This window comes from Chelatococcus asaccharovorans, assembly GCF_003201475.1.
Lineage (GTDB): Bacteria > Pseudomonadota > Alphaproteobacteria > Rhizobiales > Beijerinckiaceae > Chelatococcus > Chelatococcus asaccharovorans.
The window spans coordinates 205,537-227,785 of the sequence record NZ_QJJK01000008.1; the positions used below are offsets into that span (position 1 = coordinate 205,537).

18 protein-coding genes are annotated in these 22,249 nt (G+C 66.4%); 11 read left to right on the forward strand and 7 right to left on the reverse strand.

Going from position 1 to position 22,249, the window contains the following annotated elements; translation table 11 throughout:
- The first annotated feature begins 17 nt into the window (after nucleotides 1-17).
- The 7 genes from C7450_RS19850 to C7450_RS19880 all read left to right on the forward strand — a co-directional run bounded on the left by C7450_RS19850 (nucleotide 18) and on the right by C7450_RS19880 (nucleotide 6,270).
- On the forward strand, nucleotides 18-299 hold the full coding sequence (locus C7450_RS19850; protein WP_110376181.1) for a type II toxin-antitoxin system VapB family antitoxin: 282 nt from the start codon (nucleotides 18-20) through the stop codon (nucleotides 297-299).
- Complete coding sequence (locus C7450_RS19855) at nucleotides 280-684, forward strand: type II toxin-antitoxin system VapC family toxin (RefSeq protein ID WP_110376373.1); 405 nt, start codon at nucleotides 280-282, stop codon at nucleotides 682-684. Before C7450_RS19850 ends, C7450_RS19855 begins: the two co-directional genes overlap by 20 nt.
- Nucleotides 685-772: 88 nt before the next feature.
- Nucleotides 773-2,068 (forward strand): AmpG family muropeptide MFS transporter, encoded by a 1,296-nt coding sequence (locus C7450_RS19860; RefSeq protein ID WP_110376182.1) that lies wholly within the window; start codon nucleotides 773-775, stop codon nucleotides 2,066-2,068.
- Between the two features lie 37 nt (nucleotides 2,069-2,105).
- Nucleotides 2,106-2,846, forward strand: a complete 741-nt coding sequence (locus C7450_RS19865) for a TlyA family RNA methyltransferase (protein ID WP_110376183.1) — start codon at nucleotides 2,106-2,108, stop codon at nucleotides 2,844-2,846.
- Nucleotides 2,843-4,066 carry a class I SAM-dependent RNA methyltransferase gene (locus C7450_RS19870; RefSeq protein ID WP_110376184.1) on the forward strand — a complete coding sequence of 408 codons (1,224 nt, stop codon included), beginning with the start codon at nucleotides 2,843-2,845 and terminating at the stop codon, nucleotides 4,064-4,066. Before C7450_RS19865 ends, C7450_RS19870 begins: the two co-directional genes overlap by 4 nt.
- A gap of 18 nt (nucleotides 4,067-4,084) precedes the next feature.
- A complete protein-coding gene (locus C7450_RS19875) occupies nucleotides 4,085-5,494 on the forward strand; it encodes an FAD-binding oxidoreductase (RefSeq protein WP_110376185.1) in 1,410 nt (469 codons plus the stop codon).
- A gap of 224 nt (nucleotides 5,495-5,718) precedes the next feature.
- A complete protein-coding gene (locus tag C7450_RS19880; protein WP_146227414.1) occupies nucleotides 5,719-6,270 on the forward strand; it encodes a hypothetical protein in 552 nt (183 codons plus the stop codon).
- A gap of 290 nt (nucleotides 6,271-6,560) precedes the next feature.
- Here the strand turns inward: C7450_RS19880 and corA are convergent, their stop codons facing one another.
- Both corA and C7450_RS19890 read right to left on the reverse strand, forming a co-directional pair.
- Nucleotides 6,561-7,556, reverse strand: coding sequence for a magnesium/cobalt transporter CorA (corA, locus tag C7450_RS19885; protein ID WP_425351247.1), 996 nt, complete (start codon nucleotides 7,554-7,556; stop codon nucleotides 6,561-6,563).
- A 356-nt stretch (nucleotides 7,557-7,912) separates the two neighbouring features.
- Complete coding sequence (locus C7450_RS19890; RefSeq protein WP_110376187.1) at nucleotides 7,913-9,691, reverse strand: acyl-CoA dehydrogenase family protein; 1,779 nt, start codon at nucleotides 9,689-9,691, stop codon at nucleotides 7,913-7,915.
- A gap of 164 nt (nucleotides 9,692-9,855) precedes the next feature.
- Here C7450_RS19890 and C7450_RS19895 point away from each other — a divergent pair, with 164 nt between their 5' ends.
- On the forward strand, nucleotides 9,856-10,848 hold the full coding sequence (locus tag C7450_RS19895) for an L-threonylcarbamoyladenylate synthase (protein ID WP_110376188.1): 993 nt from the start codon (nucleotides 9,856-9,858) through the stop codon (nucleotides 10,846-10,848).
- A gap of 100 nt (nucleotides 10,849-10,948) precedes the next feature.
- On the opposite strand, the gene wrbA is transcribed toward C7450_RS19895, so the two are convergent.
- Together wrbA and C7450_RS19905 are read right to left on the reverse strand one after the other, a co-directional pair.
- Nucleotides 10,949-11,548, reverse strand: coding sequence for an NAD(P)H:quinone oxidoreductase (wrbA, locus tag C7450_RS19900; RefSeq protein ID WP_110376189.1), 600 nt, complete (start codon nucleotides 11,546-11,548; stop codon nucleotides 10,949-10,951).
- 151 nt (nucleotides 11,549-11,699) lie between these two features.
- Nucleotides 11,700-12,947, reverse strand: coding sequence for an MFS transporter (locus C7450_RS19905; protein ID WP_110376190.1), 1,248 nt, complete (start codon nucleotides 12,945-12,947; stop codon nucleotides 11,700-11,702).
- Between the two features lie 536 nt (nucleotides 12,948-13,483).
- Here C7450_RS19905 and nadA point away from each other — a divergent pair.
- From nadA to nadC, 3 genes are all read left to right on the forward strand, one after another.
- Complete coding sequence (nadA, locus tag C7450_RS19910; RefSeq protein WP_110376191.1) at nucleotides 13,484-14,632, forward strand: quinolinate synthase NadA; 1,149 nt, start codon at nucleotides 13,484-13,486, stop codon at nucleotides 14,630-14,632.
- Nucleotides 14,633-14,936: 304 nt separating this feature from the next.
- Nucleotides 14,937-16,514, forward strand: coding sequence for an L-aspartate oxidase (locus C7450_RS19915; RefSeq protein WP_110376192.1), 1,578 nt, complete (start codon nucleotides 14,937-14,939; stop codon nucleotides 16,512-16,514).
- A 2-nt stretch (nucleotides 16,515-16,516) separates the two neighbouring features.
- Nucleotides 16,517-17,371 carry a carboxylating nicotinate-nucleotide diphosphorylase gene (gene nadC, locus C7450_RS19920; protein WP_110376193.1) on the forward strand — a complete coding sequence of 285 codons (855 nt, stop codon included), beginning with the start codon at nucleotides 16,517-16,519 and terminating at the stop codon, nucleotides 17,369-17,371.
- A gap of 349 nt (nucleotides 17,372-17,720) precedes the next feature.
- Here the strand turns inward: nadC and C7450_RS19925 are convergent, their stop codons facing one another.
- The 3 genes from C7450_RS19925 to C7450_RS19935 form a co-directional block, all read right to left on the reverse strand.
- Nucleotides 17,721-18,980 carry a cell wall hydrolase gene (locus C7450_RS19925; protein WP_110376194.1) on the reverse strand — a complete coding sequence of 420 codons (1,260 nt, stop codon included), beginning with the start codon at nucleotides 18,978-18,980 and terminating at the stop codon, nucleotides 17,721-17,723.
- Between the two features lie 200 nt (nucleotides 18,981-19,180).
- Nucleotides 19,181-21,859, reverse strand: a complete 2,679-nt coding sequence (gene ppdK / locus C7450_RS19930) for a pyruvate, phosphate dikinase (protein WP_110376195.1) — start codon at nucleotides 21,857-21,859, stop codon at nucleotides 19,181-19,183.
- 117 nt (nucleotides 21,860-21,976) lie between these two features.
- Nucleotides 21,977-22,138, reverse strand: a complete 162-nt coding sequence (locus tag C7450_RS19935; protein ID WP_110376196.1) for a DUF3096 domain-containing protein — start codon at nucleotides 22,136-22,138, stop codon at nucleotides 21,977-21,979.
- Nucleotides 22,139-22,249 lie beyond the last annotated feature (111 nt).

Consider the following 22,249-nt stretch of genomic DNA (forward strand, 5'->3'; position numbering starts at 1 on the left):
GCACGAGGAAGAAAGCCATGGCCCTCAACATCAAATCCGCCGAGACCGAGCGGCTCGCCCGCGAGGTTGCGGCCCTGACCGGCGACACGATTACGGAAGCCGTGCGCAAGGGCCTTCTTCTGTTGCAGGAGGAAGCGCGAGCCGCACGCGAGGCCGAGATCGAACGCAAGATGCAGGCGATCCGGGAGATTCAGGAGCGCGTGCGGAAGCTCGGCCCCATTCCGAAGATCACCAAGCGCGATTTCGACGAACTTTGGGGCGAAGTCGACGAAGACGACGATGCTGATCGTCGTCGATAGTTCGGCCTTCCTCTCGATATTGCTTGGCGAGCCCGATGCTGGACAGATCGCGTCGTCGCTTCAGAGCGCATCGCAAAGGATTTCGTCCGCGGTCACGATCTATGAGACAAGGACAGTGCTTTTGCGTCGTGCTGACCGTCGATACCTCGATCCCTTTGAGAGCTTGCTCTCCGTCGCGGACCTGAAGCAGCATGCATTCGACGAACGCCAGGCCGACATAGCCAGTCAGGCTTACGCGCGTTTCGGCCGTGGCTCCGGCAGTCCCGCCAAGCTCAATCTGGCAGACTGCGCGTCCTACGCCCTCGCCATATCCCTCGATGCCCCCCTGCTCTATAAGGGCAATGATTTCGCTCAGACCGACGTGCGCTCCGCGCTTACGGACTGATAAGCATATTCGCGGATAGTGGCCGGATCGAACGCACGGTTCTGAACCGCATCGCAACGGCCGGACGGCCCATCATGAACGAGACACCATGAGCGCGTGGCTCCGCTCCCTCGCGGTCTATACGGACCCGCGCATCATCGCGATCCTGTTCCTGGGCTTCTCCTCGGGCCTGCCGCTCTCGCTCGTCTACGGCACGCTGTCGGCGTGGCTCGCCGAGGCGGGCGTGTCGATGACCATGATCGGCCTGTTCTCCTGGGCCTCGACGGCCTATGGCTTCAAATGGCTGTGGTCGCCGCTGGTGGACCGCCTGCCCATCCCCGTCCTGACGCGCCTTCTCGGTCAGCGGCGCGGCTGGATGATCCTGGCGCAGGTACTCACAGCGCTCTGCATGATCGGGCTCGGTTCGAGCGATCCTGCCCATAACCTGCTGGCGACCGCCGGCTGGGCCGTCGCGCTCGCCTTCGCCTCCGCCACCCAGGACATCGTCATCGACGCCTACCGGGTCGAAAGCCTTGAAGAAAAGGAACTTGGCGCCGGCGCGGGCAATATCGTGCTCGGCTATCGCCTCGGCATGATCGTCTCCGGCGGCGGCGCGCTGGTGCTGGCGGAGCTCTTCGGCTGGTTCACCGCCTATGCGGCGATGGCGGCGATGATGGGCATCGGCGTGATCACCGTCCTCTTGAGCCGGGAGCCGGCGCGCCCGGATGTCGCGGAAACCTCGATCGCCGCCGATCCGTTCGGCTGGATCCGGAGCGCGGTCGTCGCGCCCCTCGCCGATTTCGCGCAAAGACCGCATTGGGTCGCCATCCTCCTCTTCATCGCGCTTTACAAATACGGCGATGCGCTGATCGGCGTGATGGCAAACCCCTTCTATCTCGCGATCGGTTTCACGAAGGCGGAGATCGGGCTCGTCTCGAAGTCCTACGGCGTCATCATGACGATCTCCGGCGGGCTCATCGGCGGCGTCATCGTGGCGCGGCTCGGCATCATGCGCGCGCTCCTCATCTGCGGCGTCCTGCAGGCGGCGAGCAATCTCGTCTTCGTCGCTCAGGCCATGGTCGGCGCCAATCTCTCGGTGTTCATCGTGACGATGAGTGTCGAGAACCTGGCCGGCGGCATGGGGACGGCAGCCTTCGTCGCCTATCTCTCCTCCCTCTGCAACGTCGCCTATACGGCGACGCAATACGCGCTCGTCAGTTCCTTCATGGCCTTCACGCGCACCATCTTCGCCTCGGGCGGCGGCTGGCTCGCCGACCAGGTGGACTGGACGACCTATTTTCTCATCTCGACGGCCGCCGCCCTGCCCGGCCTTGCCCTGCTCATCTGGATGATGCGAGCGTTCCCGACCAACGAGACAGCCGGGATGGCGCCCGGGCGCGCGTGAAGAGCGCCATAGGCGATGAGCATGGTAGACAGCGATCATGGCCGGTGAAAAGACAAGAGCCGACAAGCTCTTGGTGGAACGGGGCTTCTTCGAGACGCGCGCCAGGGCGCAGGCCGCCATCGCCGCGGGTCTTGTCACCGCCGATGGCGTGACCGTGCGTAAAGCCTCCGACAGTGTGGCACCGGATGCCGTCATCACCGCGAGCGCCCCACATCCCTATGTGTCACGGGGCGGCGTGAAGCTCGAAGCGGGGCTGGACGCCTTCGGGCCCTCGCCGGCCGGACGGATCTGCCTCGACATCGGCGCCTCGACCGGGGGCTTCACGGAGGTCCTGCTCAATCGCGGCGCCCTGAGGGTCTATGCGGTCGACGTGGGCCACGGGCAGCTCCATCCAAGCGTCAGAGGCGACCCCCGCGTCGTCTCGCTGGAGGGGACCGACGCGCGCAAGCTCACGCGCGACGTGATTCCCGAGCCCGTCGGCCTCCTCGTCGCCGATGTCAGCTTCATCTCGCTCCGGCTGGTTCTGCCGCCGGTCATGCCCCTGCTCGCCGACGATGCGGCGCTGGTCGCCCTGGTGAAACCACAGTTCGAGGCGGGCCGCGCCCATGTTGCCAAAGGCGTGGTGCGCGATGCCGCCGTCCATGCGCGCGTCTGCGACGACATGACAGATTTTGTCACCGGGCTCGGCTTCGATGTATTGGGGTTGATCCCCTCGCCGATCGCCGGCGGCGACGGCAATCGGGAATTCCTTATCGGCGCGCGCCGGAGACAGCCATGACGACCAGCCTCACCATCGACCGCCTCGGGCGGCGCGGCGACGGCGTCGCGCTGTTCGGCGAAACGCCGGTGCATGTGCCCTTTACGCTGCCGGGCGAAACCGTGTCCGTGGCGCTTGATGGCGACCGCGCCGAACTGCTCACGGTCGACAAGGCATCGCCGGCGCGGCGGGCGCCGGAATGCTCCTATTTCACCCATTGCGGCGGCTGCGCGACCCAGCACATGGATGCGGCGCTCTACCGTCACTGGAAGCGGGAGCTTGTGGTCTCGGCGCTGGCCTGGGCCGGCATAGAGACTGAGGTCGAGGATCTCATCGACGCCCATGGCGAGGGCCGGCGGCGCGTCACCGTCCACGGCCGGCTTGTGGACGGCAAGGCAAAGGTCGGCTTCATGGCCGCCCGCAGCCATACGCTCGTGGCGATCGACCATTGCCCCGTGCTCGCGCCCGGCCTCGCGCGGGCGCCGGCCGTGGCCACGGCGCTGGCCGAGGCCGTCGGCGTTCGCAAGCCCCTCGACATCCAGCTCACGGCGACGAGCGGCGGGCTCGACGTCGACCTGCGCGGCCTCGGCGCGCCGCGCGACAAGGAACGCCTGGCGCTGACCGCCCTCGCGGGCCATCTCGATCTCGCCCGCCTGTCGCTGCATGGTGAGCTCATCGTCGAACGTCGGCCGCCAGCCATCACGATGGGGCGGGCACTCATTGTGCCGCCGCCCGGCGGCTTCCTGCAGGCGACAGCGGTGGGCGAGGATAGGCTTGGGCGCATCGTCAGCGAGGCCTGCCAGGGCCGCAAGCGCATCGCCGACCTCTTTGCGGGATGCGGCCCCTTCGCGCTGCGGTTAGCCGAGCGCAGCACCGTCCACGCGGTCGAATCCTTCGCCCCCGCGCTTCAGGCCCTGGATAGGGCCGTCCGTAGCACACAGGGGCTGCGCCCGGTCACCACCGAGACGCGGGACCTGTTCCGCCGGCCGCTGCTGCCGCTCGAGCTCAACCGCTTCGACGCGGTGGTCTTCGACCCGCCGCGCGCCGGCGCCGAAGCGCAGGTGCGGGAAATCGCCGCCAGCAAGCTGAAGCATGTCATCGCCGTCTCCTGCGATGCCCAGACCTTCGCACGGGACATGTCTGTTCTGATCGCCGCAGGTTTCTCGCTCACGCGTGTGATACCGCTGGACCAGTTCCGCTATTCTTCGCATATGGAAATCGTCGGAATTCTGGGACGCTAAGGAAAAGGGCTAAGGCGGATGGACAATGCGACTGTGATCGAGGCCCTCACGGCAATCGTCGGCGCCCCTTATGTGCTGACCGCCCCCGAGGACATGGCCCCGTTTCTTCACGAACCCCGCGGCCTGTTCCACGGCACGGCGCGCGCCATCGTCAAACCGGCCTCGACGACGGAAGTCGCCGCCATCATGCAGCTCGCGAACGATCTCAACCTCGCCGTCATTCCGCAGGGGGGCAATACCGGGCTCGTCGGCGGCCAGACGCCGGATGCCCAGCGCGCCGCGATCGTGCTGTCGCTGCAGCGCCTTGATCGGATCCGCGAAGTGGATGCCCTGACCGATACCATCACGGTGGATGGTGGCGTCACCCTCCTCAAGGTGCAGGAAGCGGCAGAGGCGGCCGACCGGCTGTTTCCGCTGTCACTCGCCTCCGAGGGGTCCTGCACCATCGGCGGCAACATCGCCACCAATGCCGGCGGCACGGCGGTGCTTGCCTATGGCAATACGCGCGATCTCGTGCTGGGGCTCGAAGTGGTCCTCGCCGACGGGCGCATTCTCAATACGCTCGGCAAGCTGCGCAAGGACAATACGGGCTACGACCTGAAGAACCTCTTCATCGGTTCGGAAGGCAGCCTCGGCATCGTCACCGGGGCGGTGCTCAAGCTTTTCCCGCGGCCACGCCAGCGCATCACCGTGTTCTGCGCCATCCCCTCGCCCGCAGCCGCCGTGCAGCTTCTCGCGCGGGTCAAATCCGAGATCGGCTTCAGCCTCACCACCTTCGAACTCATGTCGCGCATCTGTATCGAGATCGTCGTCCGCCATGCGCCGGGCGCGCGTGACCCCTTCGCCGAGCCGCATCCCTGGTATGTGCTGATCGAATTGTCGTCGCAGATCGAGGGCGATCTCGATGCCAAGCTCGAGCATTCGCTGGGCGGCGCGATCGAGGACGGCCTCGTCCTTGACGCGGTCCTTGCGACCTCGCTGGATCAGCGCCTCGCCTTCTGGGCACTGCGCGAATCTCTGTCCGAGATGCAGGGACGCGAGGGCGGATCGATCAAGCACGACGTCTCCGTGCCGATCGCAGAGATCCCCGCGCTGATCGAGGAGGCGAGCGCCGCTGCCGCAAAGCTGATCCCGGGCATCCGCCCCGTGCCCTTCGGCCATATCGGCGATGGCAATATCCATTTCAATTTCAGCCAGCCCGTCGATTGGGACAAGCAGGCCTTCCTTGACCGCTGGCATGATCTCAACGAGGTGGTCCACGCCATCGTCATCCGGCACGGCGGATCGATCTCGGCGGAGCATGGCATCGGCCGTCTGAAGCGCGCGGCGCTGCCTGCGGTGAAGGACCCGGTCGCCATGGAGCTGATGCGCACATTGAAGGCGGCGCTCGACCCGTCCGGCATCCTCAATCCGGGCGTTATCGTTTAAATCTGAGAGCGTTAACGGCGCTGGCTGCGTGACGTTGCGCAGCCGCTTCCGCGACGCCATCGTCTCAATTGGTAGGATGGACGCTCTCCATAGCGTGGCTTGCCTCAAGGCCACGTTGAGCGGTTTCGGGACAAGCGCGTACCGCGTTTCCGCCAGAAACATTGTAAAAACAATGAGATCGGGCAACTTCGCCGTGCGGAGAAAAGCGAGGATGCCCTGGCCTCGTGGTGTTGCGTGCCATGCGTTTCTTACGCTCCATTCTGGCTGCCGCCTTTGTCGCGGCTACTGTTTCTCCCGCGTTGTCGGCGCCTGACGGCAGGCGTAAGGTGTCGGCGGTATCGTGGACGTCCTTCATCACCGAGATGGCCCCACGGACCGGCGCGCCAAAGCGCGGCAAGGTCGGCAAGGCCGGCATGCCACCCGCCCCCGCCTCCCCGCAGGGCGCCAAGGGACAGGCTGGGCCCGATGGCACGCCGAATGGCGCTTCCAAGAGCACCTTTAAGAGCACCTCCAAAGGCACCTCCAAGGGCACCTCAAAGAGCAGTCCCAATCCGCCGCCCGGGAAAATCACCTGTCAGGTCGAGAGAATCTGTCAGGATATCAAGCGTCCGGTGCGTGAAGTCGTCACGGCCTGCGCCATGGTCAAGCCGTCGTCCGATTCGCCGCCCCGCCGGCTCTGCACGGAGAAGGTCGCAAGCGGCGAGCGCGCGGGTCCGCAGCTGTGTCGTTCGGCAAAGATCTGCAAAGTTCGCCAGGACGTTAACGCATCCCGTTGAAAAAGTGAGTCAGGCTCTGAAGGACAACCCCTGCGCGAGCCGCGCGCACAGACCCGGGGCCTTTTGTCAAGCGCCCCGCCCAACCCCCTGTTTTTTCTGCGAAATCCGCGACGGAGATTGACGCTGGGGTGATCGCCGCGGCCTTCTGGCGCAGGTCTGCAACAGACGGACTTGCTCTGGCCGATCTCGCGCAAGCGCGTAATTCACTCTCCGTTAACCATAAAAATCAACGGTTTGGACCGATATCCGCGCAAAATGATTCAAGGCGGGCTTGCTCTTGTCGCTGTCCGCTACAACCAGCGTTTCCAGCGAAAAAAGAGATAGGGCGCCACGGCCGCGGCGATCATGAGACCGACGGCCAGGGGATAGCCGTATTCCCAATGCAGCTCCGGCATGATCTGAAAGTTCATGCCATAGATCGACGCGACGAGCGTGGGCGGCATGAAGATGACGGCCACCACCGAGAAGAGCTTGATGATGTTGTTCTGCTCGAGATTGACAAGGCCGAGCGAGGCATCGAGCAGGAACTGGATCTTGTTGGACTGGAAGGTGGCGTGTTCCTCCAGGGACTGGAGATCGCGGAGTGTCGTGCGCACCTGCTCCCTGAGTTCCTTCGGGACCTTGGCCGTGCGATAGCTCGCTGACAGGAAGAGGAGCACGCGCTCGATCGACACGAGGCTCTCCCGGCTCATCGAGATCAGCGTGCCATACCGGCCAAGCGCCTGCAGAGTATCGTAATAATCGCCACGCTTGCGCACCGTCCCCGGCGCATTCTCGAAAATGTCCTGCGAGACGCGGTCGATGCGGTCGGCCGTCGCCTGAAGGACCTCGGCGGCCCGATCGATGACCGTTTCCAGCAAGCCGACGACAATGGCATCGGCGGTCGGGCCGCAGCCACCCGGCCGTGAAGCCCGATTGGCGAACATCGCGAAGGCCTTGGGCTCGTCGTAACGCACCGTCACCAGCGCGTTGTCCTTGACGATGAAGGTGACGCCGGCCATCTCCGGCTCGTTCGCCACATTGAACAACAGGCGCGCCGTCATGTAGCGGGCGCCATGCTCGAGATAAAGCAGCTCCGAAGGCTCGATGTCCTCCATGTCCTCGCGGGTCGGTATCTGGATGCCGAGATGCTTCTCGACGAGCTTGTCCTCGCCCGGGGTCGGAACGACCAGATCAAGCCAGAGCGTGCCTTCCGGAACGATACCGTCGACCGGAACGACGCTGCGTTCCAGCCGCATCTCGGCATCACGGGTGAAATCCTGCGGCGCTCTGTAGGCTATGAGCATGGTCGCTCCCTGGCTTGGCACGACGACGTGAACGACCCCCGGCGCCTGCGGTTTCAGCACAAGCCCGGTCTCATCCGATCGTCTATCACATCTCTATACGTTCGATATGTGACAAGTCGAGTTGCGCCCGGCTCTCCCCCCACCCCTTACCCCTCCCCGCAAGGGGGAGGGGCATCGGTTGACCGCGCGCCTCGGCAATTTGCATCCTTGCTACGCAACGCTTGAGCTTTAAGTTTCGAACATTGCCGCGCCCCTCCCCAACGCAAGTCGGGCTTGCGCGACTTGCGCAGACGCCTGCGGATCTTGGACAAGCCCAAGATCCGTGTGGGAGGGTAAGGGGTGGGGTAGCCGGCGCCTCAAGCGAACAGAACCGCCGCGCTTTCCCCAAGCACGCCGGCGCCGCCCATCACATCGGCTGCAAGGCCGTCCGCACCGATCGTCATATGCTCCGCGAAAAAGCGCGCGAGGGCCTCATGGGAGGCCCGCTCCGGCGCATCGTCGCCATCGGCGAGCGCGATATCGGCCAGGGATGCCAATCCCTGCACGAGGGCGAACAGGCGGAGATAGGACGTCGCGCCGGCGAGGGCATCGTCCGTTCGCCCCGCCTGCAGCGCGGCGAGGAGGTAGCTCGTGGCGCGATCGAGGCTCTCGGCCGCGCCGCGCAGACGCGCCGCCGTCAGGCCAAGCCCCGGCCGGTTCGCGGCAAGAAGGCGGGTCGCGGTGCGCCGGATCGCGGCAATCTGCGCATGAACGGCCGCCCCCTCGGACTGGCCGATCTTGCGGGTGACGAGGTCGATCGCCTGGATGCCGTTCGTGCCCTCGTAGATCATGGCGATACGGGCATCGCGCAGATGCTGCGCCGCGCCCGTCTCCTCGATATAGCCCATGCCGCCATGCACCTGGACGCCGAGCGAAGCGACCTCGAAACCGATATCGGTCGAGAAGGCCTTGGCGATCGGCGTGAGGAGTGAAGCCGTCTCGTGCGCGCGCCGGCGCGCGTCGGCATCGGGCGCCAGCCTCGCGCGATCGAGCGCGCTCGCGGTGAGATAGCAGATCGCCCTTGCGGCCTGGGTCAAGGCCTTCATCGTCATCAGCATGCGCCGGACGTCGGGAAAGGCGATGATGGCTGCGGACTGGCCCGCCGGCGTATCGGGACGCCGTCCCTGCCGGCGTTCCCGGGCATAGCCCAGCGCCTGCTGGAAAGCCCGTTCGGCCACACCGACGCCCTGGACGCCGACCGCCAGGCGCGCGTTGTTCATCATCGTGAACATGCAGGCGAGACCGCGGTTTTCCTCGCCGACCAGATAAGCCGTGGCGCCACCCTTGTCGCCGAAGGTCATCACGCAGGTGGGGGAGCCGTGGATGCCGAGCTTGTGCTCGAGGGATTGGCAGACGACATCATTGCGGTCGCCCAGGCTCCCGTCCGGGTTCACGATGAACTTCGGCACCAGGAAGAGCGAAATGCCGCGGTTGCCGGGCGGGGCATCGGGAAGCCTGGCCAGCACCATATGCACGATGTTGTCGGTGAGATCGTGATCGCCATAGGTGATGAAGATCTTGGTTCCCGTCACGCGATAGGTGCCGTCGCCAGCCCGCTCCGCCCGCGTCTTCAGGGCGCTGAGATCCGTGCCCGCCTGCGGCTCGGTGAGATTCATCGTGCCCATCCACGCGCCCGACACGAGTTTGGGCAGATAGAGGCGGCGCAGGTCCGGCGTGCCGTGGATATCGAGGGCCTCGATGCCCGCGGCGGTGAGCGTCGGCCCGATGGCGAAGGCCATGGAGCCGGAATTCCAGAGCTCGAGGCAGGCGACCTGAACGAGCATGGGGAGACCCTGCCCGCCCCATTCGCCCGGCGCGACGAGCCCGTTCCAGCCGCCAGCCGCCCAGGCCCTATAGGCGTCGCGCCAGCCCGGCGTCGTCACGACCTGACGGTCCACCAGGCGCGCTCCGTCGGTATCGCCCAGCCGGTTGAGCGGCGCGATCACCTCCGCGGCAAAGGTTCCGGCTTCACCGAGGATCGCGGCGATGTCGTCCATCGCCAGGTCGCCGTAGAGCCCTTCGCGGATAGCGGCGTCGCATCCGGCGGCGTGGCGCAGGACAGCCATGATATCTGGCAGCGGCGCGCGATAGGTCATGGAGGCTTCTCCCTCTGGCTTAGGTCCCTGGTTGATCACATGTCCTTCGCGCCAACCGCTGTCCAATCCGCGCGACAATGCGCCATGGCTTGACGGAGGCCAAGGACGCCGCGTAAGCCCCCACGTCATAGCATGACAGCAGTTGCAGAAGTGAGAAGTGGCCCATGGCGACAAGCGTCCCCCCCGACGCGACGGAATGCCTTGACGCCGACGCGCCGGGCATCGCGCGCGCAGCGAGCCTCCTCAAGGCCGGACGCCTCGTCGCGTTCCCGACGGAAACCGTCTATGGCCTCGGCGGCGATGCGACGCAGGGCGCGGCTGTCGCTGCGATCTATGCGGCCAAGGGCCGCCCCCGGTTCAACCCGCTCATCGCGCATGTCGCCGACTTCGCGACCGCCCGCAAGCTGGGCGAATTCAACGCGCAGGCCTGCAAGCTCGCGGATGCTTTCTGGCCGGGGCCGCTGACCCTCGTCGTGCCGCGGACGCCGGACTGTCCGGTGTCCTCGCTGGCGAGCGCCGGCCTCGACAGCATCGCCATCCGGATTCCCGCCCATCCCGTCGCGCTCGATCTCCTGCGCGCCACCGGGCGTCCCCTGGCAGCGCCATCGGCCAACCCCTCGGGCGGCGTCAGCCCCACCACGGCGGCCCATGTCCTGAGCGATCTCGACGGCGTCATTGCCGCCGTCATCGATGGCGGCGCGACGGTGGTCGGCGTGGAATCGACCGTCGTCTCGTGCCTTGAGGACAAGCCCCGCCTTCTCCGGCCGGGCGGCACCAGCCGCCGTGCTATCGAGGCTGTGTTGGGTACGGCGCTTGCCGATCGCGACGAGGCCGACGCGACAGGCCCGCATTCCCCCGGCCAGCTCGCATCACATTATGCGCCCCATGCCCCCCTGCGCATGGACGCGACCACCGTGGCTCAAGACGAGGCCGTGCTTCTCTTCGGCAAAGAGAGGCCTGCCGGGCTGGAGCACGCGCTGGTCGTCCTCAACCTCAGTGAAAGCGGCGACCTGATCGAGGCCGCCGCCAACCTCTTTTCCTACCTGCGCCGGCTCGATCGGGTGCGGCCGGCCGCGATCGCGGTCGCGCCGATTCCCGACCACGATCTGGGCGAGGCCATCAACGACCGGCTACGGCGGGCGGCCGCTCCGCGCTGACCGCCAGAGCAAATCCGCAACAGACGGACTTGCTCTAACGCCAAAACGACAAATGGCCGGGACAAGCCCGGCCATCGGTCGATTGCAGCTCAGTTGGCGATCAGCCGGCCAACTTGCCGGCGATGGTCGCGACGTGCTTGCCCTGGAAGCGCGCGCCCTCGAGCTCGACGGCCGAAGGCTGGCGGCTGCCGTCGGCGCCGGCGATCGTCGAGGCGCCGTACGGCGATCCGCCCTTGATTTCCTCCAAGCCCATCTGGCCGGCGAAGGCATAAGGCAGGCCGACGACGACGAAGCCGTGGTGGAGAAGCGTCGGCAGGAACGTCAGGATGGTCGATTCCTGGCCGCCGTGCTGGGTGGCGGAGGACGTGAAGGCCGAACCGACCTTGCCGACCAGGGCACCCTTGGCCCACAGCCCGCCGGTCTGGTCGATGAAGGCGCGCATCTGCGAGGCGAAGCTGCCATAGCGCGTCGGCGCACCGAAGATGATGGCATCATAGTCCGTGAGTTCGGCAACGGTGGCGATCGGCGCCTCCTGGTCGAGCTTGAACCCCGCACCCTTGGCGACCTCTTCCGGGGCCGTTTCCGGAACGCGCTTCACGACGACCTCGGCACCCGCCTCGCGCGCGCCTTCAGCCACCGCATAGGCCATGGTCTCGATATGGCCGTAGGAGGAGTAATACAGGACAAGAACCTTCGCCATCAGTCGATCTCCATGATCGTCAATCACCATGGTCTACCGCTGCAGGCTGGCATCGGCGACCTCTGGGGCGAAGATATACGCCCCACCGATGCAAGGCGAAGAGCAAAGACTGCAAGACCGATATTGCATCAGTGCAATCTCGACCCGGGCATCACGCTGGCTGGGCCCGGGCCACTGCGCGCTCCTTGATAGGGAGATTGATCACGGCGGAGGCCACGCCCAGCGCCACCGACAGCCACCAGACGATGGTGTAGGACCCGTAGCTCTCATAAAGCACGCCGCCCAGCCAGACGCCGAGGAAGCCGCCGACCTGATGGGAGAAGAAGGCGAAACCATAGAGCATGGCCATGTAGCGCGAACCGAACATCAACAGGACGAGCGCCGAGGTCGGCGGCACGGTCGACAGCCAAAGCAAGCCTGTCAGCACGCCGAAGGTGATGGCGGATGCGGGCGACGCGGGCAGCATGATGAAGGCGACCGTCACCACGGAGCGCGCGAGATAGATGAGCGACAGGAGCCAGCGCTTCGGCATGCGGGTCGACAGGTAGCCCGACGTCAGCGACCCGACCACATTGGCGAGGCCGATGGCGGCGAGCGTCCAACCGCCGACCCAGGCCGCAAGCCCGAGGTCCGCGAGATAGGCGGGCAGGTGAACCGTGACGAAGGCGAGCTGAAACCCACAGGTGAAAAAGCCGACCACGAGGAGGACATAGCTCGGATGGCGGAAGGCCTCCATCAGGGCTTGCCGCACCGATTGTCCAGGCACGGATGCAGTACCGCCAGCCGACGCCCCTTGCCCGCGGGTCGCCAGCGCCATGGAGAGCGGCAGGATCGGCAGGAGGCTCCCGGCGAAGATGAGGAGAGCGGTCTGCCAGCCGAAGCTCTCGATGAAAAGATGTCCCAGCGGCGGAAACAGGAACTGGCCGAAGGACCCGGCTGCCGTGCCGGCGCCGAAGGCCATCGGCTTCCACCGATCGGGCAACAGCTTGCCGAAGGCCCCCAGCACCAGGTTGAAGGAACATCCGGACAGGGCAAAGCCGATCATGACGCCGGCCGACAGATTGAGCATGCCGGGCGTCGAGGCCTGGGTCATCAGCACGAGGCCGAGCACATAGAGGATGGTGCCGGCGAAGAAGACGCGCACGATGCCGAAACGGTCGGCAATCGCGCCGGCGAAAGGCGAGCCGATCCCCCAGAGCAGGTTCTGGATGGCCAGCGCGAGGCTGAACACCTCGCGGCTCCAGCCATAATCCGTACTCATCGGCAGGAGGAACAAACCGCTCGCGGCCCTGGGACCGAAGGAGATGAGCGCGATCAGACATCCCGCAAGGATGATGATCTCAGGCGCAATCGGCCGTTTGGCCGCGGCGGTCCCGGCAGTCGATGGTGAGGTGGCCATGGAACGTTTCCCGAAACCCGACAGGGCTGGCTAGAACCGGTTTGAACGACGAGTCGACCGACGCCGGGGCCCGAAAAGGCTCAGTGACCGGCGCAGTCAGCCCCAGCGCGGACAAAATCTACCGCCGCCGCTTGCATCACGACAATGAATATTTATTGCGTGAGGCATCATCAATAGCGATATGAGGCCTGCACGGACGATCGCCCCACGGCCCGGGCACCGGTGCCGGCGTGGCGCGGAACCTGCGTTTTATTGGATCGAAAACTGGCCTAAAAGCCTTGCTTTTCAACAAGACGTCCGCCCCTCCGCAAGAGGGCCCGGTTGCCGCGTGGATAAATCCGTCATGGCTTCGCAGCCTGCGCAGCCGACATGGCACCCGAGCACCTATCGCATAAGAATGACTTGTTTGCCTCTGGAAAATATCGGGGGTGAGTGCTACAATCCTTATGCTCGAAATGAGCATAATGGGTAACGGCGATGGTCGCCGCTTGTTTCTAGTCGATAGATATGCTCGAAATGAGCAAAAGGAAACGCCAATGACCGGCCATGTTGCAACTCGGATCAATGTCTCCGCGGGGCCCAAGGTCACGTCCGACGCCAAGGTCACGTCCGACCCCAAAGCCATAGCCGAGACCAAGGCGGCTTCCGAAGCCAAGCGCGGGTCCCGTCGCTTTCCGCCCGTTGCGGTACCCGACCTGACGTATACGCCCGCGGTGGAGGCAGCGACCGCTCATCTCTACGAGCGCGTCAAGACGGTGATCCCGCCGGTCGAATGGCCCTTCTTTGCGCCTTATGTGAAGGCGATCAACGAGCTCAAGAAGGAGCGCAACGCGGTCATCCTGGCGCATAACTACCAGACGCCCGAGATCTACAACTGCGTGGCCGATGTGGTCGGCGACTCGCTGCAGCTGGCGCGCCTCGCCGCCAAGGCCGAGGCGGATGTGATCGTCCAGGGCGGCGTGCATTTCATGGCCGAGACGTCCAAGCTTCTCAGCCCCGAGAAGACGGTCCTGATCCCGGATGCCGCCGCGGGCTGCTCGCTGGCCGAATCCATCACCGGCGCCGATGTCCGTCTCCTCAGAGAGCGCTATCCCGGCGTGCCGGTGGTCGCCTATGTCAATACCTCGGCCGAGGTGAAGGCGGAGGTGGACATCTGCTGCACCTCCTCCAACGCCGTCCAGGTCGTCGAGAGCCTCGGCGTCGACCGCGTGCTCTTCGTGCCGGATCAGTATCTCGCGAAATATGTCGCCTCCCAGACCAAGGTCGAGATCATCGCCTGGAAGGGGGCCTGCGAGGTGCATGAGCGCTTTACTGGCGCGGAACTGCGTGCCTACCGTGATGCGGACCCGTCCGTCAGCATCATCGCGCATCCGGAATGCCCGCCGGACGTGATCGCCGAGGCGGATTTCGCCGGCTCGACCGCCCATATGATCGACTGGGTGAAGACCCATCGGCCGCGCCGCGTCGTCATGGTCACGGAATGCTCCATGGCCGACAATGTCGCGACCGAGACGCCCGGTGTCGAATTCGTCCGGCCGTGCAATCTCTGCCCGCATATGAAACGGATCACCCTGCCGAAGATCCTCGACAGCCTGATCCACATGCGCGAGGAAGTGGTGATCGAGCCCGAGCTTGCTGCGCGGGCGCGCCGCTCGGTCGAGCGCATGGTCAACCTCAAGAGCTGATGGCGCGAGACGTCCTTTCGGGTGAACGGTAACCACCCGATTGGTTTGCACGTAACGCGCGGGCCCTGATCCCTCCCCCCTGGGGGAGGGTGGATCCGGGCGAAGCTCGGAGCCGGGTGGGGCACAGCCGGCGTCGTGCTCCCCCTCCGTCGCAGCTTTGCTGCGCCACCTCCCCCTTCAGGGGGAGGATCACGCCGATGCTCTTCCCCGTCGGCACTGACGCAGCCGTCAAGGCGGCGATTGGCCGACCTCTCCCTTAAGGCAGGGAGGACAAGCGGGGTGACCCGCGATCGAAAGGCAAACCATGTCCCAGCCCGATATCGTCATCATCGGTGGCGGGCTCGCCGGCCTCTTCACGGCACTCAAGCTCAGCCCCCTGCCCTGTCTCGTCCTGTCGCCGCGCCCGCTCGGGGAAGGGGCGGCGTCGGCCTGGGCGCAAGGGGGGATCGCCGCTGCCATCGCGGAGGGCGACAGCCCGGAGAGCCACGCGGCCGACACGATGATCGCCGGCGCCGGCCTCGTCGACGAAGCGGCCGCGCTCTCGCTGGCGCAGGAGGCTCCCGAGCGCATTTTCGAGCTGCTCGACTTTGGCGTGCCGTTCGATCGTGACCTCGAGGGCCGGCTCCTGCAATCCCGCGAGGCTGCGCATTCGTTCCGCCGCATCGTGCGCGTGGGCGGCGACACGGCCGGCCATGCCGTGATGCAGGCCTTGATCGCGGCCGTCCGAAAGACCGCCTCCATCACGGTGCGGGAGGGGTTCATCGCCGAGGAGCTCGCGCTAACCGACGGACGCGTCACGGGTGTCTTCGCGCGCGGTGACAGCGGCCACGCCGATACGGCGACCTATTTTCCGTCCCGCGCTGCCGTCCTGGCGACGGGCGGCGCCGGCCATCTCTTCCGTGTCACCACTAACCCGCCTGAATCGAACGGCGTCGGCCTCGCCATGGCGGCGCGCGCCGGGGCCGTCATCGCCGATACCGAATTCGTGCAGTTCCACCCGACCGGCATCGATATCGGCCGGGATCCGGCGCCGCTCGCCAGCGAAGCGATCCGCGGCGACGGGGCGGTGCTGATCAACAAGGCCGGCGAACGCTTCATGCTGCGCCTGCATCCGGACGCGGAGCTGGCGCCGCGCGATGTCGTCGCGCGCGGCGTTTTCGCCGAGATCGCCGCCGGTCGCGGCGCCTTCATCGATGCGCGCGAGGCGCTCGGCCGCCGTTTCGCCGAGCATTTCCCGACCGCTTATGCGGCCTGCGCCAGTGTCGGCATCGACCCCGCCGTCGAGCCCATCCCGATCGCACCTGCAGCGCATTATCACATGGGCGGCGTCGTCACCGACGCGCAGGGACGCACCTCCCTGCCGGGCCTCTGGGCGGCGGGCGAAGTCGCCTCGACAGGCGTCCATGGCGCGAATCGCCTCGCCTCCAACTCGCTCCTCGAAGCCGTCGTCTTCGGGGCGCGCGTCGCGACCGATCTGAAGGGGCTCGATACGTCCGGGGCCGTGAACGTCGTGCCGCTTCGGCAGCCGCGCGCCAGCCTGCCGACCGCGCGCGACAAGGAGGCGATCGTCCGCCTGCGTGCGGCGATGCAGGCCGATGTCGGCGTAATCCGCGATGACGCCGGGCTGAAGCGCGCCATCGCCACGATCATGGATATCGATGCCGGCGCCGAGAGCATCATGCTCGCGCATATGGCGACCGCCGCCTTTCTGATCGCCGCGCCGGCGCTCATCCGGCAGGAAAGCCGCGGGGGGCACTTCCGTGCCGACTTTCCGCAGAGCGACGATGCCTGGGCGCGCCGCACCATGACGACGCTCGCAGCCCTCGAGACGGTGACGGCGACCGAGCTCGGCCTCATCCGCAAACGCGACGCCGGAGAATGACCATGCAGGATCTTGTGCTCAATCCGCTGACCGTGCGCGATGCCGTCGCAGCGGCGCTGGCCGAGGATCTCGGCAGGGCCGGTGACATCACCACCAATGCCTGCATTCCGGCGGGAACGCCGGCGGCGCTCGTCATCGCGTCGCGCGCCAAAGGCGTCATTTCCGGCGTCGATCTCGCGCAGGAAGCCTTTCGCCAGATCGATCCTGGCGTCACGTTCGCGGCTGATGTGCGCGACGGCGGCAGCGTCGAGCCCGGCACCGTCGTCGCGCGCGTGTCGGGTCCCGCCCGCTCCATCCTGTCGGCGGAGCGCGTCGCGCTCAATTTCATGGGGCGGATGTCCGGCATCGCCTCGCTCACGGCACGCTATGTCGAGCGAGTCGCCCATACCCGGGCGCGCATCGTCGACACGCGCAAGACGACGCCGCTGTTGCGCGCCTTCGAGAAACACGCCGTGCGCTCAGGCGGCGGCATGAACCACCGCTTCGGCCTCGATGACGCGGTGCTGATCAAGGACAACCACATCGCGGTCGCCGGCTCGATCGCCGCGGCGCTGCGCGCCGCCAAGGCGCATGCCGGCCATATGGTGAAGATCGAGATCGAGGTGGACACGCTCGCCCAGCTCGTCGAAGTGCTCGACGAGGGCGCCGACGTGGTCCTGCTCGACAACATGTCGCCTACCCTGCTGCGCCAGGCCGTGGAGATGGTGGGCGGCCGCATGCTGACGGAGGCCTCGGGCGGAATCAATCTCGACACGGTCGCCGCCGTCGCGGAGACGGGCGTCGACATGATCTCCGTCGGCGCGCTGACCCATTCCGCACCGGTGATGGACCTCGGCCTCGATGTGACGGTGGGCTAAGGCGGGTTCGGTACAACCCTCACCCTGTCCCTCTCCCGGACGGGAGAGGGGACGCTAACGATTCACCACGCGGCGGACATGAGCGCGTTACCTCTCCCCCTCGGGGAGAGGTCGGACGCGCAGCGTCCGGGTGAGGGGCTACGGCCTCTCGGATAAAAGGAACTACGCTGATTTCCGTTGTCATTCCGGGGCAAGTCGCAGGCTTGAGCCCGGAATCCATGAACACTGTCGGTCATCCATCATGACACGCCATGCTCATGGATTCCCTTCCCGACCGGCTTCGCCGATCGCCGGGAATGACAACTCCCGTCCTGATTGTCGCAATGGCACGGAGCTGCCGCGCCATCTTTTAAGTCTGCCCAGGCCGCAGCTTGTAGAAGATGTGGCGGCCGATGACGTCCATCTTCTTCAGGCGCTTCGCCCAATAGGGCCGCACATAGTCGGCGTGGTAATGGGTCGAGCCGCCGACCTCCGAGAGATAGACCTTGCCGCGCAGCACCTCGCTGGCGACGCGCTGGGCGCGCTGCCAGGGGCCCTGCTCGGTGATGCGCAGCGAGCGTCCCTCGCAGGCGAAGGAGAACTGGCAGGCCTTGTAGCGATGGCGGTTCTGGTAGACCACGCCGCAGATCGTCGAAGGATATAGGCCGCTCTTGGCACGGTTGAGCACCACCTGCGCGACAGCCGCCTGCCCCTGCGGCGTTTCCCCGCGCGCCTCGAAATAGACGGCTTCCGCGAGACACTGTTCCTCGGCGGCGCCGTGGGCACTGTCGACGAGGCTCGCATAGTTTGGCCGGGCGCCGTCGGATTTGGCGATGGTGCTCATGTTCTGGCCGCCATCGGCGCCGAGCGGCGGCAGGGACACCGGCGCCGCCGCGATCTCCAGCGGCGTCGCATCAGCCGGCGCCGGCGTCGTCGAGGCGAGCACCGCGGCGCGCGGCGCGGCCGGCGTGGCGCCGTTCTCACCGACGACCGTGCGCGTGCCACCGGCCCCCGTCACCGTCGGGGATCGCGGGGCGGTCGCCTGTTCGGTCAAGGTCAGGTCTTCCGGCGTCAACGGCTCGAAGGCCAGCATGTCCTCATGGGCGGGGATCTCGGTGGAGCCCGGCATGAAGACCGTCTGCGGCAGCACCCGCTCGTTCTGGGAGAAGACGACGTCGAAAGGCGCGTGCGGGGACGCCGGCAGGACGGGCTGGGTGCGGCTCAACCCCGGACGCAGGCGCACGAGAGGGTCACCCTTGGTGCTGCGGTCAAGCTGCGGATAGCCCTCATGCGCCGCCTTCAGTTCGTCCTTGGGTGGCATCTCCGGCCGCACGGGGCGGATATCGAGCGGCATCTCAAAAGACAGGCTCGCCGTCTGCAGGCCCTCCGCTCCCAAGCCGGGCAAGGCGAGCATCGGCGCGACCTGCCGCGACTGCACGGCCTGGATGAGGATGGCGCCGTCATTGATGATCGCCGAGCGCACGGGGGAGAAAGCGACTTCGGCGGTGAGATTCTGGCCGGCACTGGCGGTGAAGGATACCAGCACGCCGCAGGCGAGCGCCCAGGGGGCAACGGTGCCCAGGGCCCAGGCCGCTCCTATGCTCAGGCTGGATCGACGACGCAAACGCATACCGGCACAATTTCCGCGCTACAGCAGGCCCGAAGGCCCGGCTTTACCCGGCGCGGCAGCCTGTTACCCATCCCGCCAAGCGGAAATCGGTGGCCGCGCCATCACGGAAAAAATAATCGCCCGGTAACGTAAAAAGGGCGTTAAGGCCGGGTGCCCTGGATGGCACCCGGCTCATCCAATTCGGCGCAATGGCGCCGTCGTTAGGCGCCCTTCGCCTTGCGGGCGGCCAGCGCCGCCTGCGCGGCGGCGAGCCGTGCGATCGGCACGCGGTAGGGCGAGCACGATACATAATCGAGCCCGACCGTCTCGCAGAAGGCGATGGAGGCGGGATCGCCGCCATGCTCGCCGCAGATGCCAAGCTTGATGCCGGGCCGCTCGGCGCGGCCACGTTCCGCCGCGAGCTTCACCAGTTCACCGACACCCTCGACATCGATGGTGACGAAGGGGTCGGCCGGCAGAATGCCCTTGGCCGTATAGGAGCCGAGGAACGAGCCGGCATCGTCGCGCGAGATGCCGAGCGTCGTCTGCGTGAGATCATTGGTGCCGAAGGAGAAGAACTCCGCCGTACCGGCGATCTCGCCCGCCTTGATGGCGGCGCGCGGCAGCTCGATCATGGTGCCGACCTGATAGGCGATGGTGACGCCCGTTTCGCCCGCGACCGCCTTGGCCATGGCGTCGATGCGCTCCTTGGTCAGGTCGAGCTCGGCCTTGGTCATGACGAGCGGCACCATGATTTCCGGCGTCACCGGCTGGCCGGTCGCCTTGCCCGCCTCGACGGCCGCCTCGAAGATGGCTCTCGCCTGCATCTCGGCGATCTCGGGGAAGGCGACCGCGAGGCGCACGCCGCGGAAGCCGAGCATCGGGTTGAACTCATGCAGCTCATGGGCGCGCGCGTTCAATTTGGCGACGCTCGTGCCCGTGGAGGCCGCGACCTCGGCCACTTCCTCGTCCGTGCGCGGCAGGAACTCGTGCAGCGGCGGATCGAGCAGGCGGATCGTCAGCGGCAGGCCCTGCATGATGGTGAACAGCTCGACGAAATCGGCGCGCTGCATCGGCAGGAGCTTGGCGAGGGCGGCGCGGCGGCCGGCCTCGTCGTCGGCGAGGATCATCTCGCGGACGGCGAGAATGCGCTCGCCGTTGAAGAACATGTGCTCGGTGCGGCAGAGGCCGATGCCCTCGGCGCCGAAGGTCCGCGCCGTCTTGGCATCGAGCGGCGTCTCGGCATTGGCGCGCACCTTCATGCGGCGCACCTTGTCGGCCCAGCCCATCAGCGTGCCGAATTCGCCCGAGAGTTCCGGCTCGAGCATCTTGACCTTGCCGATGAGCACCTGGCCGGTGCCGCCATCGACGGTGATGATCTCGCCGCGCTTCAGCGTGACGCCGGCCGCCGTCAGGCTACCGCCCGCCGCATCGACGCGCAGGCTGCCCGCGCCGGACACGCAGGGCTTGCCCATGCCGCGCGCCACGACGGCGGCGTGGGAGGTCATGCCGCCGCGGGTGGTGAGGATGCCCTCGGCCGCGTGCATGCCATGGATGTCTTCCGGGCTCGTCTCGACGCGCACGAGGATGACCTTGCGGCCGGCCTTCCTGGCCTCCTCGGCCTCCTCGGAGGTGAAGACGATCTCGCCCGACGCGGCACCCGGCGAGGCCGGCAGGCCGGTGGCCAGCACCTTGCGCTCGGCCTTCGGATCGATGGTCGGATGCAGGAGCTGGTCGAGCGCAGCCGGCTCGACGCGCGTCACCGCCTCTTCCTCGCTGATCAGCCCTTCGGCCGCGAGCTCGACGGCGATGCGCAGCGCCGCCTTGGCGGTGCGCTTGCCGTTGCGGGTCTGCAGCATCCACAATTTGCCGTTCTCGATGGTGAACTCGAGATCCTGCATGTCGCGGTAGTGCTTCTCGAGCAGCCCGTAGATGCGCACGAGTTCCGCGTAGGCCTCCGGCATCACCTTTTCAAGCGAGGGCTTGGTGGAGCCGGAGGCGATGCGCGCCGCCTCGGTGATGTCCTGCGGCGTGCGGATGCCGGCAACGACGTCCTCGCCCTGAGCGTTGATGAGGAATTCGCCGTAGAGGGCGCGCTCGCCGGTCGAGGGGTTGCGGGTGAAGGCCACGCCTGTCGCGGACGTATCGCCCATGTTCCCGAAGACCATGGACTGCACGTTGACGGCCGTGCCCCAGCTCGACGGGATGCCGTGCAGCTCGCGGTACTTATTCGCGCGGGCGTTCATCCAGGAGCCGAAGACGGCGCCGATCGCGCCCCACAGCTGCTCGGAGGGATCCTGCGGGAAGGGCTTGCCGAGCTCCTTCTGCACGATCTCCTTGTAGGTCTTGACGAGGACCTTCCAGTCGTCGGCGGTGAGATCGGTGTCGAGGTCGAGGCCCTTGCGCTCCTTGTAGAGCTCCAGCGCCTCCTCGAAATGGTGATGGCCGACGCCGAGCACGACATCGGAATACATGGTGATGAAGCGCCGGTATGAGTCCCAGGCGAACCGCTCGTCGCCGGCGGCCCTCGCCACAGCCTCGACGGTCACGTCATTGAGGCCGAGATTGAGGACCGTGTCCATCATGCCCGGCATCGAGGCGCGCGCGCCGGAGCGCACCGAGACGAGCAGCGGATTGGCTTCGTCGCCGAAGGTCTTGGCCGTCAGCCCGCCGACATGGGCGAGCGCGGCATCGACGGCGGCTGCCAGGTCCGGCGGGTAGCTCTGGCCGTTCTCGTAGAAATAGGTGCAGACCTCCGTGGTGATCGTAAACCCCGGAGGCACAGGAAGTCCGAGATTGGACATTTCCGCGAGGTTGGCACCCTTGCCGCCGAGCAAGTTCTTCATGCCCGCCTCGCCCTCGGCGCGACCGTCGCCGAAAGTGTAGACCCATTTTGCCATTGCTAGCCTGCCTTCCACACCCGTTACTTCAATCACCTAACGGCAGTTGAGGCTTGGCGCATCTCACGCCAAAAGGCAATGCGACGCACTGCACAAAATGCTGGGCTACCGAACCCCTCAATGCAGATACGGGGCGATCCTGTCGCCGAACAGGCCGACCACGCCGATGAAAATCAGGTACAGCGCGACGATGATATTCAGCAGCCGCGGCATGATCAGAATGAGGATGCCGGCGATCAGCGCGACCAGCGGCTGGATGACGATGAGGTTGACGCTCATGGGTTTCTCCTCGCCCCCGGAGCCGGCCACGGCATCGCGATGATGCCGCAGATCAAGCCAGCTCCGGCGACCTGGAGCGTAACGTAACCGGGGAGGTTTAAGTTTCGCTGT